General features: G+C 40.0%; 14 protein-coding genes. 8 read left to right on the plus strand and 6 right to left on the minus strand.

Annotation, left to right across the window (positions count from 1 at the left end):
* Positions 1–380: 380 nt before the first annotated feature.
* The 3 genes from N477_RS19915 to N477_RS19925 all read left to right on the plus strand — a co-directional run bounded on the left by N477_RS19915 (position 381) and on the right by N477_RS19925 (position 3,393).
* A complete protein-coding gene (locus N477_RS19915) occupies positions 381–1,433 on the plus strand; it encodes a hypothetical protein (RefSeq protein WP_063363106.1) in 1,053 nt (350 codons plus the stop codon).
* Positions 1,434–1,612: 179 nt separating this feature from the next.
* Positions 1,613–2,854: a hypothetical protein gene (locus N477_RS19920; protein ID WP_063363107.1), complete on the plus strand. Its 1,242-nt coding sequence runs from the start codon at positions 1,613–1,615 to the stop codon at positions 2,852–2,854.
* 155 nt (positions 2,855–3,009) lie between these two features.
* A complete protein-coding gene (locus N477_RS19925) occupies positions 3,010–3,393 on the plus strand; it encodes a nuclear transport factor 2 family protein (protein ID WP_063363108.1) in 384 nt (127 codons plus the stop codon).
* Positions 3,394–3,549: 156 nt separating this feature from the next.
* Here the strand turns inward: N477_RS19925 and N477_RS19930 are convergent, their stop codons facing one another.
* Positions 3,550–4,401: a PD40 domain-containing protein gene (locus N477_RS19930; protein WP_063363141.1), complete on the minus strand. Its 852-nt coding sequence runs from the start codon at positions 4,399–4,401 to the stop codon at positions 3,550–3,552.
* Between the two features lie 572 nt (positions 4,402–4,973).
* On the opposite strand from N477_RS19930, the gene N477_RS19935 reads away from it, so the two are divergent.
* Positions 4,974–6,284, plus strand: a complete 1,311-nt coding sequence (locus N477_RS19935) for a cysteine hydrolase family protein (protein WP_063363109.1) — start codon at positions 4,974–4,976, stop codon at positions 6,282–6,284.
* 133 nt (positions 6,285–6,417) lie between these two features.
* On the opposite strand, the gene N477_RS19940 is transcribed toward N477_RS19935, so the two are convergent.
* Positions 6,418–7,617: a helix-turn-helix transcriptional regulator gene (locus N477_RS19940; protein ID WP_063363110.1), complete on the minus strand. Its 1,200-nt coding sequence runs from the start codon at positions 7,615–7,617 to the stop codon at positions 6,418–6,420.
* 153 nt (positions 7,618–7,770) lie between these two features.
* Here N477_RS19940 and N477_RS19945 point away from each other — a divergent pair, with 153 nt between their 5' ends.
* The 3 genes from N477_RS19945 to N477_RS19955 all read left to right on the plus strand — a co-directional run bounded on the left by N477_RS19945 (position 7,771) and on the right by N477_RS19955 (position 10,329).
* The gene (locus N477_RS19945; protein WP_063363111.1) at positions 7,771–8,205 is read left to right on the plus strand and encodes a DUF6326 family protein; all 435 of its coding nucleotides are present in this window, start codon (positions 7,771–7,773) and stop codon (positions 8,203–8,205) included.
* Positions 8,206–8,276: 71 nt separating this feature from the next.
* Positions 8,277–9,677 carry an FG-GAP repeat domain-containing protein gene (locus tag N477_RS19950; protein WP_063363112.1) on the plus strand — a complete coding sequence of 467 codons (1,401 nt, stop codon included), beginning with the start codon at positions 8,277–8,279 and terminating at the stop codon, positions 9,675–9,677.
* 316 nt (positions 9,678–9,993) lie between these two features.
* Entirely contained in the window at positions 9,994–10,329 is a 336-nt protein-coding gene (locus N477_RS19955; protein ID WP_063363113.1) for a hypothetical protein, read from the plus strand.
* A gap of 355 nt (positions 10,330–10,684) precedes the next feature.
* Here the strand turns inward: N477_RS19955 and N477_RS19960 are convergent, their stop codons facing one another.
* The 3 genes from N477_RS19960 to N477_RS19970 all read right to left on the minus strand — a co-directional run bounded on the left by N477_RS19960 (position 10,685) and on the right by N477_RS19970 (position 14,774).
* Positions 10,685–11,971, minus strand: coding sequence for a metal-dependent hydrolase family protein (locus N477_RS19960; RefSeq protein ID WP_063363114.1), 1,287 nt, complete (start codon positions 11,969–11,971; stop codon positions 10,685–10,687).
* 168 nt (positions 11,972–12,139) lie between these two features.
* Positions 12,140–13,690 carry a response regulator gene (locus tag N477_RS19965; RefSeq protein WP_063363115.1) on the minus strand — a complete coding sequence of 517 codons (1,551 nt, stop codon included), beginning with the start codon at positions 13,688–13,690 and terminating at the stop codon, positions 12,140–12,142.
* Between the two features lie 241 nt (positions 13,691–13,931).
* Positions 13,932–14,774 carry an HDOD domain-containing protein gene (locus tag N477_RS19970; RefSeq protein WP_063363116.1) on the minus strand — a complete coding sequence of 281 codons (843 nt, stop codon included), beginning with the start codon at positions 14,772–14,774 and terminating at the stop codon, positions 13,932–13,934.
* A gap of 212 nt (positions 14,775–14,986) precedes the next feature.
* On the opposite strand from N477_RS19970, the gene N477_RS19975 reads away from it, so the two are divergent.
* Positions 14,987–16,540, plus strand: coding sequence for an AbgT family transporter (locus tag N477_RS19975; protein WP_063363117.1), 1,554 nt, complete (start codon positions 14,987–14,989; stop codon positions 16,538–16,540).
* A 54-nt stretch (positions 16,541–16,594) separates the two neighbouring features.
* Here the strand turns inward: N477_RS19975 and cmoB are convergent, their stop codons facing one another.
* Positions 16,595–17,563 (minus strand): tRNA 5-methoxyuridine(34)/uridine 5-oxyacetic acid(34) synthase CmoB, encoded by a 969-nt coding sequence (cmoB, locus tag N477_RS19980; RefSeq protein ID WP_063363118.1) that lies wholly within the window; start codon positions 17,561–17,563, stop codon positions 16,595–16,597.
* Between the last annotated feature and the right edge of the window lie 3 nt (positions 17,564–17,566).

The following is a 17,566-nucleotide window of genomic DNA, read 5'->3' on the forward strand; positions in this document are numbered from 1 at the left end:
TACTTCCCAATTCGCTAAAGAACGTAATTTCTTTCTTTAACTAAATATGTTTTTTAGTATCCTTCTGTTTTTAATAAAGATTCTTTATATTTCGACGGTTTTTCAATAACTTTTATAAGTGTAAATCTTTCACTCTGGTCGTATCAGTTGTTTATTTATATGAATTTTAAGAGTTTATTCCAACTTTAAAGGTTTTTTGTTCCTTTTATGAGCTAATACCAAAAGCTCATTTTTCGCACGTTTACTAGAGCTTTTGTTTAGATATTGGTAATAATAAGTGCAACTTTTGACATGGTCACTAGCTTTAACTAGGTACTTTAGTACTGGTTTTCCAGGGATGCTTGCTTATGACAGCTCGATACACACCACTGGAGTGTTTTATGCAACTATTTGAAACTGATACAACTCGCTTTACTAACGGTGCTCGCCCATTGGCTGCCTATGTACTATTCACCTTGCTGCTTTTGTTGCTCACCCTGTTAAGTTTCCCAAGTAAAGCCATGGTTGTGATGTCAGGGGAGTTAGATAAGCATTTAAAGTCTTATAACTATGGAACAAAGGCGGACAACAAATGGGTTCAACCAAGCCATGAATATCAGCAAAATTTTCACGTTTTATTTGAGGCTTTTCATCAGCAAAATTGGTTATTAGCTAGCGATTTAGCTGATGAATTAGACTATCAAGTTATCCAATTTAATGATGTCGATACAGACAAAACCTACTTTTTATTGCAAGAGAAGTATCAATTACCGAGTGAAAGGTTCATCGGCGGCGGAACTTATGTGTTAAATACTTCTGGTACTAATGCCGTATTACAAGCGCCACATCCAAAAAGAGATTCGTTTACGGGCACACAGGCAATAGACGCATTTTTATATACGCAGACAAAGTTACTTATGTTAGCAGGTACGCGACGTGACAGCAGCCATGAAGTGAGTGAGTGCACAGGCACGAATTATTCAGCCAGTGATGTTGCGCATCAAACAGAGTCCTTGTTTCAAGTAGTACATGAATATATGAGTGACTTTGACCAAGCAACCATATTTATTCAATATCATGGTTTTGGTAAAACAACGCGTGCAAAACTTCAAGCGCAATGCGGCACTGACAATGATCTGATGCTCAATTTGAGCGAAACGGTGCGCTATTCAACGAACCCTCAAGAGCACAGCATCCTGCACTCAATACGCCGCAGTGTAGAAAGCGAAGGTGTTATTAAGGCTTGTGTCTACGGCAATGATACAAAAAGCTTAGGTGGTACTTGGAATGTACAAGGGCGTCATAGCAATGACTCAGTAGACAGTTGCCATAAAAGCGCAGATGCATCTTCCAAGCGTTTTATTCATCTTGAACAAAGCTATGGGGTTAGGAAATATCACAGGGCTGCAATGCAAAGACACCTCAAAGACGCACTAGACGAGTATTTTCAGTAATCAATCTCCCACTTCAGTAAACCAAGTTGCTAAAGAGAGTTGTCGCTCTTTAGCAACTTTTATGAACTAACACTTTGCTTTGAATAAAAAATTCTGTAAAGTTTTCTGGTCTGGAATTTAGGTACTACAGTGGACATGTATACCAGCCCAGCACTTTCTTTATTTATTTGGAGTAAACAATGAAGTTTCCATTTATTATCTCAGGGCTTGCTTTTGTTACGCTATCAGCGCATGCTCAGTTGAATATTCAATTAACAAGTCAAACAGAAAACCCCTCAATTAGAAAGGAAGGTGGTGTCCTTGAGGTTCAAAAAACGCTAAACAACAATGGTTCAACGAATGTTGCCGTCAAAGTATACAGCCATGTTACTTTCCCTGATGGCAAAACTTTTGTTGATGCGATTCCAACTGAATTATATCTTTCACCAGGTGAAAGCTTTACTGATTCTAATTCAATGTTAGAAGTGCCAGCCAGCTTTCCCCGCGGCAGTTATAGCTATCATTACAGTGTTTATAATCAGGATAATAGTCAAATACTCAGTGACAGTATTACATTTGAAAAGAAAAGTCGCATTATTGATGTGGCTGTGAGCCATGATAGCGCATGCGGTACTGACTTGACAGGTACCTTATGTTGGAAGTTAACGGATGGTCGGCTTTATACCCCGACGCCTGAGCCAATATACGATATTAAAGATATAGCAATAAACAGTAAAGGTGGTTGTGCGATTGTTGGTAAAGAAGTGAAGTGTTGGAGTAACAGACATTACAGAACGCATGTTCAGTCATTTTGGAAGGCTTTACCTTCGGCTGTGACCTTTACGGATCCACAAAAAATATTTGTGGCGCACACTTACGATAATTATTGTGCTATTGATGGCGGTGAAATTATCTGTTGGAGTTCTGGAAAGTGGAACCCAGGCGCTGTAAACACTGCTCCACCTAAATACTCTGAGCTAAAAAACCCGAGTAGAATTGAAATTGGTCGAGCTGCTGCCTGTATTCGACATGATGATGGTATTGACTGCTGGGGCGCCAAGAGTTCTCCGACAGTATCGGATGTACCTACCTTTACTAACCCAACGCACCTTATTGTCGGGTTAGATTATGCGTGTGCTAAGGGCGATGAAGGAGTAAAATGCTGGGGTAAGGCGCCAGCTTCTGACCTCAATGCGCCTGAGTTATTGCCACATACAGAGCTGAGATTCGGCTACCCAGGAATATATTCTTATGATGAACGTGGTATGTCTGGTTGGTCTACTCGCCCTGCTCAGATAGGTCCATATCAGATGCAAGAATTGATCAACCCTATAGATATTGACTTTGACTACGGGTACGTATGTGCATTAGACGATACAGGTATCGTTTGTGGGGGGCGAAATAACGCTGCTAACACTGTGCCTGAACGGTTTAAATATTAATTTTCATTGAAGCCGTGCCCAAATATAGTTGGGCATGGTTTTGTGCTTGTTTGGGAGGACAAAGTCCTCTTTTGTTAACCCTCACATTGCTTTTTATCTTCTTGTATGTAGCTTAGTATTTGTTCAATCAAATAAAAAAATATAAGGAAGTAAAAATGCGAGAGAACGAAAATTCGGCACTTATTAACCAATATATTGAAAGTTATAATGCGTTTAATATTGAGCGCATGTTGTCGTTATTGGATGACAGTATTGTGTTTGAAAATGAAGCCAATGGTGCAGTGAACGTCAGAGCTGAAGGAAAGCTGGAGTTTGAAAATCTTGCCAAAGAGTCTGCAAAGCTGTTTAGTCAAAGAAATCAAACAGTGACGAATTTGATTGTAAACGACACGACCGCCCAAATAAATATAGACTATTCGGGCGTGTTTTCTGTTGACTTACCTAATGGTATGAGGGAAGGCGATGAGCTTACGGTACAAGGTAAGTCTTACTTTGAATTTAAAAATGAAAAAATCAGCTATATTAAAGACGTAAGCTAATCAATATTAAGGAATAGCTCTTGTGTAGTTAAATATAACATTAGCTACACAAGGTTATATTAAAGTGGAATTTAACTGGGTTAAATTCATATTTACATAGTTTACCCGGACAAACTCTGCCTATTTAGAATTTATTTACCTCAATAATAATTAGGCTCAAGGCCTAAACGTTTCAATAAACTCTGACTCTACCCAATATATGTCACCATTTCCCATGCTCGTCGTTCTATTGAAAAAGAAGTATTTACCATCTGGAGACATATAGCCGCCAGTTTCACTAGCGGCTGTATTCACTGTCGGGCCTAAATTAAGTGCTTTACCCCAACTTCCACCAGACTTACGAAAACTGATATAAAGGTCAGTATCCCCAAAGCCTCCGGCCCTTTCTCCATCCCAAATAATATAGCTGTCATCACGGGCGATAAATGGATGCGCATTCCATTTACCGGTATTAATATGTGCAGGTAATGGTTTTGGCGTTTGCCGAACACCATTTTTAACCTCAGAGATCCTCAGTAAATCCCCATTTTTATAATCATCGAGGATATAGGTACCTGAAGATGATGAAGATAAACGCATAATACCCCAATCCTTGTTATCGAACATTGGACCTAAGCTTTTGACTTGTGACCAGTCGGAGTCTGTTCTACTAATATATTTCTTGCCAAGATGTAAGGTATTACCATCTGGTGAAAGAGTGGGGCGGCCTACTCTTGGTGCTACTGTGGAACCATACCAGAGATTGTTTTTTTGCTTGTACGTCATTGTCCACCACTTGTTAGTATTGGCATCCATTCGCGTAAAATAGAGTTCCTTCAAATCTGGCGTAAACGAAATAGTGTACTCTCGGTCTTTAGGTGTGCTCAACAACCCAGGAGCAAAGACAATAGCTGTTTTCCCTGGTGGTGTTTGCCCTAAGTAAGGGCCATGTAATCCAGTAGCGACCTCCTTGGCTCCAACTGAGCTGCTGGCAATAATAGCGCTTGTGGCAATCAAAAAGCAGTTCATTGTTTTTATCATGTGTTCTCCGGTTTTGTAGTGTTAATTTCACTTTCAATAAGGAGAATTTACCTGAGCTGACTTTAATGACTTGAAGAAAGAGTGACTTTTGGTTGATGTTTGGATTGTTGAAAAGTAAGTATAACTTTCATAAAGTTATACTTTTTCTCGAAAGGCTTTAACTAGGAATAGGTAGTTAAACCTTGCTAGGAAGAAATACAGCGTTTAATAAAGAAATAGTTTATCCCTAGCATTCGAAAATAGACCACTGAAATATCGCTTTTTAGCTGTTCATGATATCTCTACTATTATCTTTTAAATTTATTACAGTGTGGTTGAAAGTATTCTTGAATCAGTACTATCTGAAGGTTAAATGCAACATAGTGTGGCATTACCCGCACTCATTTCAACACGATACCACTTAACCTTTAAAATTTTGCAATGCCACAGTTATTAGTGCAGATGAAATAATTGCTTGATTTATCCTCGCTTGACTTTGTTAACAAAACGTTTAAGTATCGGTGGTTGTTTAAAAATCAACCGTTAACTTGCTTTGAAAAGGATAATTAAATAGGTGATTTATGAAAAAGTCTTTATTAATACTTTCATTGGCGCTTGGGCTGTCCGCTTGTAACATTGATGACAGGCTGCAATTAGCTCATGAAACAAAAAAGAGTGAATATGTTCATTTGAGCGCACAAAATACGGGGTTGCTCATCATTGATGCTCAAAAAGGGTATGTGATGGATAGTGACGACTTTTGGGTCAAGGTCTTCTATCCAGAGTTGGAAATACCGGCACAAAATGTCGATCCTCAATTACATTCTAGTATTGACCGTATTGCACAACTGGCGCAAAAAGCCAATGATTTAAATATGCCAACTACGATTACGTATGAAGCATTCGAATCCGATACAGGTTTGGATTATACGCCCTACATAACGCGCATTGAGCAAGTGCTTGACGAAAATACCCAAAGCTATTTTAAGCAAACGTTTAACTCTACATTAGAAGATGATATTCATGCAGCAATGCAAGCTTGGTCAGATGCCGGCATTTCGCGAGTGGTAGTTGCTGGTGCTGAAACTGATGTGTGTGTTATGCAAACCGTTTTAGGGCTTAAGAAAATGGGTTTTGATGTCTACCTGGCAAGTGACGCGACGTTCTCGACAGAAATTTATGAGCGACCTACTTTTAAGCGTTTGCAGCAAGCAGGGGTTAAGTTGGCAAAGGCCAGTGAAATTATGGAGTCGATGGACTCCAATGACAAATTGATCTATAGCCCACGCTACGCAGTTGGTAAACGAGATGAATTATATCAAGGTGAGCGTCATAAAATGGCAATGATCAATTTTAATATGGATGACGCAAGCTTGAGTAAGGCAGAGCACGACAATAAGCCTGCAACAGAGCCTAGGTTCACATTTTTAGGTTTAGAGCAGGAGTTTTTGTTTAGCTACATGCCGAGTTTTCACGTGAATAAAAAAGGGAAGCCCTACACATCCAAATATCGTAAAAATGCCAATGTTGTGAACTATAAAAATATTGCCCCTGTGATTGCTGACATTAAAGCCTCTGGTAAGACGCAAGCAGTGATTTCTGGTGTGGTCTCTCAGTTAGGCTTGTATGACGCGGTCTATAAATTAATTGCAGCAGATATTACCCCAATTATTCTCGAAGATGCGTTGCTGGGATCAGATGTAGACCCAATTCACTATTTAGATTACATCTATCAATTAGGCGCGGTGCCAAGCACACAAAAGTCGCATGGCTATGAGATGTATGTCGAGATACAGCTAGGGGACTTTACGGAAGAAGAAATCGCTGCTTACTATGAAATGATAGCGCTGAATGAAGCTGTGATCCCTGAGGTATACCCGCGTTTGCGTTAAGTCTTTTACGCTTAATTTCGAGCGCAAAAGTGCGCTCGTAATTGAAATTAATTAGTGTCGTACAACGCGATGCCAATTAATTTCATGCTGCACAGCCAAAAATTCAGTTAGCGTGTTTTTTAAGCTCGATTGTTTAACTATTCACTTGACCCTTACGGTATTCGCTTGGGGTTTGTCCTGTTACTTGTTTGAATGCTTTATAAAAAGAGGAGCGTGCGTTAAAGCCGACATCTAAAGCAATATCGAGCACAGTACTGTGATTTGCCAAAATCTGAGGTTTCGCTGCTTCAATACGCCAGTGATTCACAAAATCAAAAAAGCTCATGGATAATGTTTCATTCAATGTTTGTGATATGTAGTTTGGTGAAATATTGAGGTGTTTAGACAGCTGCTGCAACGATAGATTTGAGTCTAAATAGAGTTTGTCTTGCTCCATTGCTGAGTTGATCTTTGTTGCAATCCGATCCGACTGTGTTTTATCTAAGGCTGAGCGTTGATATTTTTTTGCTGCAACGGGTTTGTCATTTGCGTTATTTCCATCTGAGCTATTACTTTGCTCTTTGGAGGACCCTCTAGTATCACAACCACCTAACGTAGCTAACGGAGGCTTTTGTTGCAGGCCAAAGTGGCTCATGCACCATATCAACAGCAAAGATAGGAACATCTCCATATTGTTATTAAATAAAGCTTGGTCGAACAAGCTCGAAGAAAAAACCGTTACCAAGGAGCATAGCCACACACTTACTGCAATTAAAAGCAGCCAATTCATCCAGTTAAGTTCTTTTTTATCGTGATTTGAAAAAACGTCTTTGAGTTTTTTGCGGTATTGATTCAGTCGGCGCACAATTTTTAGCAAGGTATAGGCACATTGGACCAACCAAAGCAGCATCATGATTAAAAGCCCTACGAGCAAGGTGCTGACAAATGAGCTGTTTATTTCTTCGTCATGAATGAAAACGGCGGTATGAACATCGCTTGGCAAAAATAAGATCATGCCAGAAATCAGTAAAGCGGGGAGTACCAAAATGTAGCGATAAAGCCGTTTTTTATTGAACTGCCAAGGTATATCGTCTGTCAGTCCCTCGACATAACACCATAATGATGGACAAAGCAAAAAAAGGGCTGGGAATGCAATGGCTGTGCACACAGCATAGTATTCAGGTAGTAGAGAAGAGGTAACAGAGTTTAACGCCAAAATACCACTGGCGAATAGAAACAATGCCAGAGGCCAGTTTAGTGCACTTTTCACTGCACGTGATAAAAGAATCGGTACACTGATACAAACTTGTCCAACAATCATCATCGTTAGAATAATTTCGATAGGGTCAGCCAAATTCTGTTCCTTTTATTGCGTGTCCTAGGTGACTTTAATGCAAAAAAATGTCCGCACTTATAGTCTCGGACGACCTAACTATTTATAAGTTATATCGTTTAGTTTCGTCAACCGCCCAATAGCATGGGCTTAATTTAAAACAACGGAGCTAATATGAATACGACAAAGGATATCTCCTTGCCTTTTGAGGATTACCAAATAAACGTTAAGTTGAAAATCTCAGCACTTTGGGTTGCAGTGATGTTTTGCTATGTCTACGGTGATTATATTGAAGTCTTTGTACCTGGTGTTATGTCTGAGGCCTTGCTCGTCAGCGCAGATAGGAAGGGCATTCAATATGAGTTCTTTGCCGTCGCGCTGCTCATGTCCATACCAAGTGTCATGATTTTTCTAACATTGGCACTCAAACCTAATTTCAATCGAAAATTAAATATCATCATTCCAGGTTTGTTTATTGTGCTGCTGGTGTCACTTAATTTAGAAACCGGGTGGGGCTTTTATTTATATCTCACTGGGCTCGAAATTTTATTGTCTGTGATGACAATTCGGTATGCATGGAAATGGCCAAAGGCAGAAATCATGGGCTAAGTGTAGCCGTGATACCAAATCTTATCTAACAATTACAGAATAATAGCACGTATTTTTAATGGACTTCTAATATGAAAAAATTACTCACTTTAGCTGTATTTAGCAGCTTAACTTACGCAGGCGACTCAATTGATTTACAACACAAAGCCGATGACAGACTTATTATATCAGATACTGATTCTGCCTTTGTCGCCGGTAATGGTGATTCTGCTTTTTTACAAAAAATAGACCTTAAGACTCAACAAGTCACTTTATTAGCGCTACCCGAAAAGCCGATTATCTATAGTCTTGGCAAACTTAAAAGCCATCAAGGGACGCAAGCATTTGTGTTAACTGAGCAGGGCATTTTTCACGTTAATGACACTGAAGCACGTAAGCTGATAGATATTGACTCTGTATTTAAATCTGAGGCTTTTTCGCAATTTCAACATCAAGCATTTACGCTAGATGCGAATGGTGATGGCTTGACTGATTTTTACTTACCAGGCATTGAAAAACAGCATGTTTATATCCAACAGAAATCAGGCAAATTTTCCCAAGCATCACTGCCTTTACGTGCCAAAACAGTGACGCATTCTAGCGAGAAAAATTTGACCATCAGTCACACATTGCCTCAATTTCCAATATTGGCTGATGTGAATGGGGATGGTATCGATGACTTGATGTTCTATGAGCAAAAAAGGATTCAGTATTTTACATCGACAGACCATGGTCCTAGCGCTAAAGGGCAAATACTCGTTACGTTCGATGAGAGCGGCAAACAGCGTATCGAGAAACTAAGCGACTTTAATAATGATGGCTATCCTGACATCCATACGATAGAAAGCCTGTCAGAGGATACTGGCAAAGAAAAGGACTTGGACAGTGAAAGTATTCATCGGGTCTTTTTTTCACAGCAGACAAGCAGCGGGTTGGTTTTTAAAGATAGCCCTGATATTGAACTTACGTTGGAAGAAACGAGCGGCATCGCTAATATCAGCGACTTCGATGGCGACGGGCTAGATGATTTGGCAGTGATCTCTTTTGATATTGGTTTTATGGATATTCTTTCAATCGCCAGTGCTGCGATGGACAATAAAGAAGTGATGCTCGATAGCTCAATTAGTATCTTTAAAGGAAAAAACGACAACCAATTTGCAAAAAAAGCGGCGGCAAAGAAAAGCTTTGAAATCGCAATGAATATGAATGAATCAAGCAGCGGTGCAGGCAAAGGCATTATTTTTAAAGATTTCAACGGTGACGGCTTAACAGATCTATTAATTAGAGCTGATACCAATGAACTTAAAGTTTATTTTGGTGATGCAAAAAGAGGGCTATCGCGCAGAGCAAAGCGCATAAAGCGCGCTTTGCCAGCATCTTCAACAGATATTTATAGCCATGATATTAATCTTGATGGTAGAGAAGAAATTGTATTGAAGGTAAACGACAAAAAAGCAGGTTTTAGGTTAGATACGATTTTACTTGCTAAGTAGGGGGCTCATAGTGATTAACTGCCTGTTATTGAACTTACAAAAAGATCGGCGGGCAGTTTTTTATCGTAATGGCGGTTTATATAAATAATTTTTATATTATTGATTACATTGATTATATTTTTTAATCAGTAGAGGTTTATAAGCATGCAGTTGAATTTGTCTTAGATAAATTTACAGGAAAACTCAACTTGTTTTAATTTAACTGTTTACATACGTTGGATATGAAATAAAATTAGCACCCTTAGTGGGTAACTCAGCACTTGTGCTGTGAGAAACCTGTGATGTTGCGTTAATTTACGGTTGAACAAGCAGAAATATGATCAAATTTATTGAAACCACGCCTTGGTGGTTCTTAATACTTCTTTATGTCACAACATTGACCCTTGGAACCTTAATCGGGGCCCCTCTGGTGATCCAAGCTTATGATTTGCCTAATCCAGTTGAAGTAACTCGACTGTTTGTATTAGTACCGTTAATCAAAGTACACTATTTACTCCCTTTACTGTTGGCGGTCACTTTTGGCTTGAAGTTTGTTAAGAGTAAAGGTCAGAAACCACTCACGCTATCATTTATTATCGCAAGTATTATTCTTGTGCCTGTTGTATTTTATGGCTTACAACTTTCAGATATTTATTTGTACGCAGAGGCCTAAAAATCATTTTACCTCTTCACGCAAGCGTAAATGTTTGCTGTGGTTATGCTATCGACACTGTGCTTTAAGCGTGCAGTGTCGTATCTGATTTGATTGCTTGAATTCAATTAAATGGCTTTTCGGCAAAAAGAAATCAATTTTCTGTTATTCGTAATTCTTCAAGTTACTATGTCACTATTTTGTAAGGAAAGGATCTCACTGGAACTTTATTCATGGGATACAGCAAAGATCATCTTTACAGTGAATGAAAATTAGCGCTAGATCTGGAATTAGAGGTCCCATAGGGGGTTAAAAAAGCGGTTAGGGCGGATAGATACTTTCTGATATCTATCCTAAGTTACTAAAGTTTAAATACTTATTTTGACAAGCGCTTATCCACTTCAACTTTGCCATCTTTTATAACTAAAGTGACATTTTCCATTACTTGGATATCATCGAGTGGGTTACCTGGGACGGCCACAATGTCCGCAAGTTTACCAGGCTCTAAAGAACCAAGATGTTCCTGTAATTTAAGTAGGGTTGCCGAGTTGATAGTAGCGGCTTGTAACGCTTGCAGCTCGGTCATGCCAAATTGGACCATGCGACTAAATTGCTTAGCGTTATCTCCGTGAGGGTAAATACCGCCATCGGAACCAAAAACCATATTAACGCCTGCTTTGACTGCTTTAGTAAAACTATCGCGCTGAATTGAACCAACTTTGCGCTCTTTTTGCAGGCTCTCTTCTGGTATACCGGCTTTTGCACCTTCTCCTAATATGTACTCAGTTGTGTATATATCCATAGAGAAGTAAGTACCATGTTTTAGTGCAAGCTGTATTGCCTCATCATCTAAAAAACTGACATGCTCTACAGAGTCAACGCCTGCTCGGATCGCCGATTTGATCCCATTCGTACCATGAGCATGTGCTGCGACTGTCAGCCCTCGCATATGCACTTCATTCACAAGCGCTTCCATTTCTTCAAACGAGTATTGCTGAGCGCCTACTTTGGTACCTGTTGACATAACACCGCCTGTTGCGCAGAACTTGATAACATCAACACCATATTTCACATTTTCACGTACTTTATGTCGAACTGCCCATGGCCCATCTGCGACTCCTTCGGAGACAACTTTGTGCTCATGAGTAAATGCATTAATATCACAATGCCCACCGGTAATACCTATCGCGGGTCCTGATGCAAAGACTCGAGGCCCCGGGATGTCTCCATCATAAATGGCATCACGGATAGCAAGATCTGCATAGCCAGACGCGCCTAAGTTTCTAACTGATGTAAAACCTGCTTCTAGCGTACGCTTTGCGTTTATCGCCCCTGTAATCGCCGAGTGAGGAACAGTTCGTCGCAGCCTTTCATAACCATGTACGGATGCATCACCCGTAAGGTGAACATGCATATCAAATAATCCTGGCACCAATGTATGGCCCTTTAAATTGATGACTTTGGCATCTGAGCTGTTGGTATCTTTGGGAGTATGTTGAGAGACTGAAATAATGGCTTTATCTTCAACGACAATAGTTGCAGGGGTAATGAGTCGTCCCGATTTCACATCAAGTGCAGCGTCCGCTTTGAGAATAAGGGTGTTTGCGAACACGTTACTAGTGGAGAAAATGAAAGCTGAAGCTAGGAGTGTTTTATTGAACATATTTTCTTCTTATGATTATTTCTTCAAAAATAGTCTAGGCAGGCTAGCAGAGCCCTCGCAAGTATTTTACGACTGAGTGCACAATTTACCTGATGAATTTATAGGCAAGTAAAATGTAAAAAGCTCTTTGTAACAGGGTGTTAATGAGAAAACAGACTTTACTAGTTATTAGCTTACAACTGTTTGCCTTAGTTTCGTTTGCTGTAAATAATGAATGTAGTCTTGCTCTTTTAAACCAGCCTCACGACTTGAGCGCAATAATAAGTCATTCAGCGCTTGGTCATTAATACCACTTCTTAGCGCTTTACTGCACATTTTTATGGTGTCTTTATATTCACCCGAATCAAACAGCCGAGAGGCAAATTGCATATAAGCTTCCTGTTGCTCCGATTCCTCTTGGTAAATTTTAGCAAAGACTTCTCTGTGCATTAAGCCTGCTAACACATAGTGGCTATTTCTATGTTGCTTGCCAAGTGCTCTATGGGCGTTAAATAGCATTTCTCTAGCGTGCTCCATATCCTTTACGAGGAAGAATAAGTAAGCAACGAGTGTCGCCGCACTTGGATCATCTAATACACTATGGCTAAGTTGCAAAAGCTTTGCGCTGGCATCAGCCTTTTTGCCCTCTAGTAACATCATCATGATCAACAGCAAATTAAATTCATCAGAGCAGTATTTTTGCATGTTTGATGCATGTCGTGTAATGGCCGTTTTCAAATCAGTTTGAATTGATTTCAGTACTTTAGGTTCAATTGCTTCTTTATTGTCTAATGTTTCTAAGAAACGAATTTTAATCGATAAGGCCGATAGTAAAGTAGACAGAGCAGGATCTTCACTGTAAGCACGCTCTTTGCGTCTAATTAAATTATCTATGGCGTCATGCTCTTTGCAAACATGCAAAACCATCAGGCTTAGCCGGAACATACTTAGTGACATATCTTCAATAGGAAATGCCAGCACTTGAGCTGTCGCAAGATCTCGGTTGTCTGTTTGAAATGCGATGTATATTTGCCAATAGAAAACACGTACAGGGTAATCTTGTCGTGTTTGCGGCTCTGATAAAAAACCTTTACAGGCTTCAAAATCTTTTAGTTCATAGTTGACATGAAACAGTGACCATTTAGCCCATTGGATGTTGCGCTCAGCCAAAGGTAAAAGCAGTTTTTTTGCTAATGAATAGTGCCCAAGTTTAAGTAACAAGTTTACAAGTAGTTGATTACGCGCTTTTTTTAAATAGTTTGGATATTCTTGATTACGTAACTCTTTGAGTTTTAATAAGGCATTTTTGAATTTTTTTGCCCTGATGAATTGGTAAGCAAGCTTAAACTCTTTAACTTGAAGCGTATGTTCTTTCAGAATGTTCGCGAGGTCTTGTGGAGTATAAGGTACCTCCAGTAGTTGGTTACTGTGGAACGGGTACTCACAAGCGTAGTCAAATGCACTTTGCCTTTTTGCCATATAAACAAGTCTGGTCATAGGTGGCAATGTTTCGTTGTACACGAGTTCGCTGACAAGATCATAAAGGTTTTTTATGGTATCAACTTGATTATCTAAAAACACAATATCATAAGTATTTTGCTTAGCTGAACGCTCAAAAGCACTACCAGAGCGGTAAGATCGAACATGAGACACACCTTGCTTGTTTAGCAAAGCTTCTAAAAATCTAATGTTGTCGCTGTTATCGTCGACTATTGCAATTTTTAGGTCTGAATACTGCACGCTTTTTCCTTTTATCAGCCGTCGGAGATATAACCGATGCTGAAAAAAACACCTGTCTTGTAGTTAAATTTGGAACTCGCTATTCTAATCGTTTTAAACTCATAATCATAGCGTTAAATGCGTTTTCATTTACATTTATTTAAAATTTGGATGTTGGGAGTTAAAGCAGGCAGTTTTTGGGTGCGGGCTTTGGCATGTATGTGCCATAAATGAGCACGTTGCATGCCAAAAGCATTGGCAATTAATTGAATATTTCTTCTACGTCATCTTTTATGTCTTGATAGGCGTCTTCATCTAGCTCTAAAACATGAAGCACATCTGTTTTTATATATGCCCAGTCTGGTACTGAGACAAAACGTTTATTTACTTGCACCAAGTGCTCTGCCATTTTTAGCGTTGCCATGGTACAGGCGTGTTCTATGTCGTGGTTTTCTTTAAAAAACTCCATATCATGGTGTCTCAGTATGAGCTTGCAGATGGGCTTGGGCAGATTCCAGCTATTAGCAAGAAAATACCCAATGGTTGCGTGATTGGTGTTGTATATGGCTTCTTCTTGTTCTATGAGTAACATATCATAGTTGCTGTTAGCGCAAGAAAGCACATTGGCATAATCATCAAATTTTAATGCCATAGCAGGAATGCCTGCATCATGAAAGAGCCCAAGCATATGCAAACTTTCTAATGGGATTTTCACTGGAATTTTGCGGCCAATAATCATCGCGACTTCAGATATCTCGTTTGCAGTGTCCCAAAATCTTTCCAAGCTTATACAGCACCGAGATTGATCAAATGCTTGTTTTAGTAAAAAACCTGTAACAAGGTGAGTCACACTGTTTAAACCGAGAAACATTACTGCTTGACGGATATCAGTGATTGTCCGTGAAAAACCATATGATGAGGAGTTAATCACTTTTAATACGGCCGCAGAAGTCGCCACGTCTGTGGCAATAAGATCTGCAATTTGGCCAAGCTCTGGCTCGCTTGATTGTAGAAGTTCATGTAAGTGAGTAAGTAATTCTGGTTTCGGTGGAAGGGAAAAACCTTTTTCTACATCATTAAGAACAACATTGTCTATTTCTATCATAGTTCTTCCATCTCGATGCTAAACATCAAATTTAGGTGATTGCACTGACGTTAGATGAGTATAGTAGTACCTGCTAAATTTTGTGCTGATGGTATTAAATTTGTATTTTTTGCCTGTAAAGTAATCAACCAGTTGGTAATTCAGGGACGTTTTATTGCTTTCATTCGCTTTGTTAAGTTAAGGTTAGATAATTTTACTGTTTGGGAATAATTATGAGTCAATCACCAGAAGCGGCAGCGCCGAGTGGGGCAGTTGCACGTTTTCTTAACGGGATCGAACGTGTGGGGAATAAACTCCCTGATCCTGCTATTATTTTCTTGTCAGCGATGCTGCTGATATGGTTCCTTTCTTGGATTTTTTCAAGCACGACTTTTGATGCGATAGACCCACGTACTGGTGAAGCTATCGTTGTTCATAACCTACTAAGCGGTGATTCACTCGCCAGTTTCTTAGCCAATATGGTTAAGACGTTCACAGGATTTGCACCTTTAGGTGTTGTATTGGTAGCGATGTTAGGTGTTGGTGTTGCTGAGCACTCTGGTTACATTAACACGGGCTTGAAACTCATGCTAAAGCGCACACCTCAAGCATTATTGACACCATCAATCATTTTAATTGCGATTGTGAGCCACACAGCAACGGATGCAGGTTATGTCTTGGTTATTCCATTGGCAGGTGTCATTTTCTATGCCATGGGCCGTCACCCACTTGCAGGTATTGCAGCAGCGTTCGCAGGTGTAAGTGGTGGATTTAGCGCTAACTTCATCCCATCAGGTATCGACCCGTTACTGCAGAGCTTTACACAAAGCGCAGCGCATATTATCGATCCTGAGATTGCAATTAACCCGCTGAACAACTGGTTCTTCACCTCAGCTTCTAGCTTGTTCATTATCCTTCTTGGTTGGTACATCACGGACAAAATTATCGAGCCTCGTCTTAAAAATACAGAGATCGATGGTGATACAAACAGCTTACCTTCTTTTGATGAAGTGAACGCAAAAGAAAAAAGAGCATTTTTAGCTGCATCTGGTGTGATGCTATCAGGTATTGCTTTATTGGTTTACGCTGCAAGTGGTGAAGATTCAGCACTACGTAGTCCAAACGGCTCGCTGACTGAATTTACAGCGCCGCTTATGCAATCTATTGTACCGCTTATTTTCTTGCTGTTTTGGGTACCTGGTGCAGTGTATGGCTTCTTGGTTGGTACTTTTAAATCATCTAAAGACATGATTGATGCCATGAGTAAGTCAATGGGCAGCATGGCTTACTATATTGTAATGGCATTCTTCTGTGCGCTATTTATCAGTGCATTCAGCCAATCTAATTTGGGTGCATTACTTGCCATTGAAGGTGCAGAGGTACTTAAAGCGCTCGCATTACCAAGTTCAGTCACTGTAGTAGGGATTATTTTCTTGACTGCGTTTGTGAACTTATTTGTTGGTTCCAGCTCTGCTAAGTGGGCGTTGCTAGGTCCTATCTTTGTTCCAATGCTGATGCAACTTGGTCTATCACCTGATTTGACGCAAGCCGCTTATCGTGTAGGTGATTCGAGCTCGAATATTATCACACCGCTTATGCCATATTTCCCGCTTGTTGTGGTTTATTGTCAAAAGTATGTGAAGAACACAGGTATCGGTACTTTGATAGCACTGATGATCCCATACTCAATCGCCTTCTTAATCGGTTGGAGTATTTTCTTGTTGGCTTATTGGGGTTTGAGTATTCCACTAGGTCTTCAATCAAGCTACATTTATCCTGCTGGATAAATAAAAAAAGCCGCTCAATTGAGCGGCTTTTTTAATCTCGATAACTTAGCAAGATTATGCTTCAGCAATGAATATTGCGCGCAGTGGAGCAGGGTAACCCTCAATTGTTTTGCTTGGGTCTAGTGGGTCTAAGAAATCTGCAAGTGACTCAGTTTCCATCCATTCAGTCTTGCGCTGTTCATCTAATGAAGTGGTGTCTTTGTTAACAACACGAACGTTCTTAAAGCCAACGCGTTCTAACCACAGCTTGAGTGCATCACAGCTTGGGATATACCAGACATTACGCATTTTGGCATAGCGATCAGTCGGTACTAGCACTGTATTTACATCGCCTTCTATTACTAAGGTTTCAAGTACAAGCTCGCCACCTTTACGCAGTTGTGCACGCAATTGACTTAAAAAGTCTATCGGTGAGCGTCTGTGATAAAGCACCCCCATAGAAAATACCGTGTCAAATGCTTTTAGTTCGGGTAACTGCTCTACGCCTAATGGCAGTAAATGTACATTTGGATCTTGATTAAAGTGTTTAACCGCTTGGAATTGACTTAAAAACAGATCTGATGGGTCAATACCGACTACAAAGTCTGCACCAGCGCCTTTCATACGCCATAAGTGATAACCAGAGCCACAGCCAATATCTAAAACGGTTCTACCGTGCAGGTCACTAATGTGTGGCAATAGTCTGTCCCACTTCCAATCACTTCGCCATTCAGTGTCAATGTGAATGCCGTGGATATGGAAGGGACCTTTTCGCCATGGCATCATACGCTTTAATAAATGGGTAAGCTGCTTTGTATGGCCTTCTGAAAGCTCATCGCTTAAGCCAAACTCGACACGATCCTTTGTGTTGATGTGTGTTGTCCTTGACTCAGGTAAGTTTTTAAGGACCTTTTCCCACTTTGGCCAATCACCATGTTGTGCTTCTTTTTGCCAGTGTGTTAACTGGGCAGGCAAAGTATCTAACCAATGACTGAGCTGGTTTTTAGCAATGGCTGCGTAAAAGTCATTAAACCAAGTATTCATAAT

The organism is Pseudoalteromonas luteoviolacea H33-S (genome assembly GCF_001625695.1).
GTDB lineage: Bacteria > Pseudomonadota > Gammaproteobacteria > Enterobacterales > Alteromonadaceae > Pseudoalteromonas > Pseudoalteromonas luteoviolacea_B.

Excerpts from the sequence above, each read along its gene's own strand:
- N477_RS19975 (WP_063363117.1), top strand. The coding sequence starts at position 14,987 with ATGAGTCAATCACCAGAAGCGGCAGCGCCGAGTGGGGCAGTTGCACGT.
- N477_RS19935 (WP_063363109.1), top strand. The coding sequence starts at position 4,974 with ATGAAAAAGTCTTTATTAATACTTTCATTGGCGCTTGGGCTGTCCGCT.
- N477_RS19970 (WP_063363116.1), bottom strand. The coding sequence starts at position 14,774 with ATGATAGAAATAGACAATGTTGTTCTTAATGATGTAGAAAAAGGTTTT.
- N477_RS19920 (WP_063363107.1), top strand. The coding sequence starts at position 1,613 with ATGAAGTTTCCATTTATTATCTCAGGGCTTGCTTTTGTTACGCTATCA.
- cmoB (WP_063363118.1), bottom strand. The coding sequence starts at position 17,563 with ATGAATACTTGGTTTAATGACTTTTACGCAGCCATTGCTAAAAACCAG.
- N477_RS19925 (WP_063363108.1), top strand. The coding sequence starts at position 3,010 with ATGCGAGAGAACGAAAATTCGGCACTTATTAACCAATATATTGAAAGT.
- N477_RS19950 (WP_063363112.1), top strand. The coding sequence starts at position 8,277 with ATGAAAAAATTACTCACTTTAGCTGTATTTAGCAGCTTAACTTACGCA.
- N477_RS19945 (WP_063363111.1), top strand. The coding sequence starts at position 7,771 with ATGAATACGACAAAGGATATCTCCTTGCCTTTTGAGGATTACCAAATA.
- N477_RS19915 (WP_063363106.1), top strand. The coding sequence starts at position 381 with ATGCAACTATTTGAAACTGATACAACTCGCTTTACTAACGGTGCTCGC.
- N477_RS19930 (WP_063363141.1), bottom strand. The coding sequence starts at position 4,401 with ATGAACTGCTTTTTGATTGCCACAAGCGCTATTATTGCCAGCAGCTCA.
- N477_RS19960 (WP_063363114.1), bottom strand. The coding sequence starts at position 11,971 with ATGTTCAATAAAACACTCCTAGCTTCAGCTTTCATTTTCTCCACTAGT.
- N477_RS19955 (WP_063363113.1), top strand. The coding sequence starts at position 9,994 with ATGATCAAATTTATTGAAACCACGCCTTGGTGGTTCTTAATACTTCTT.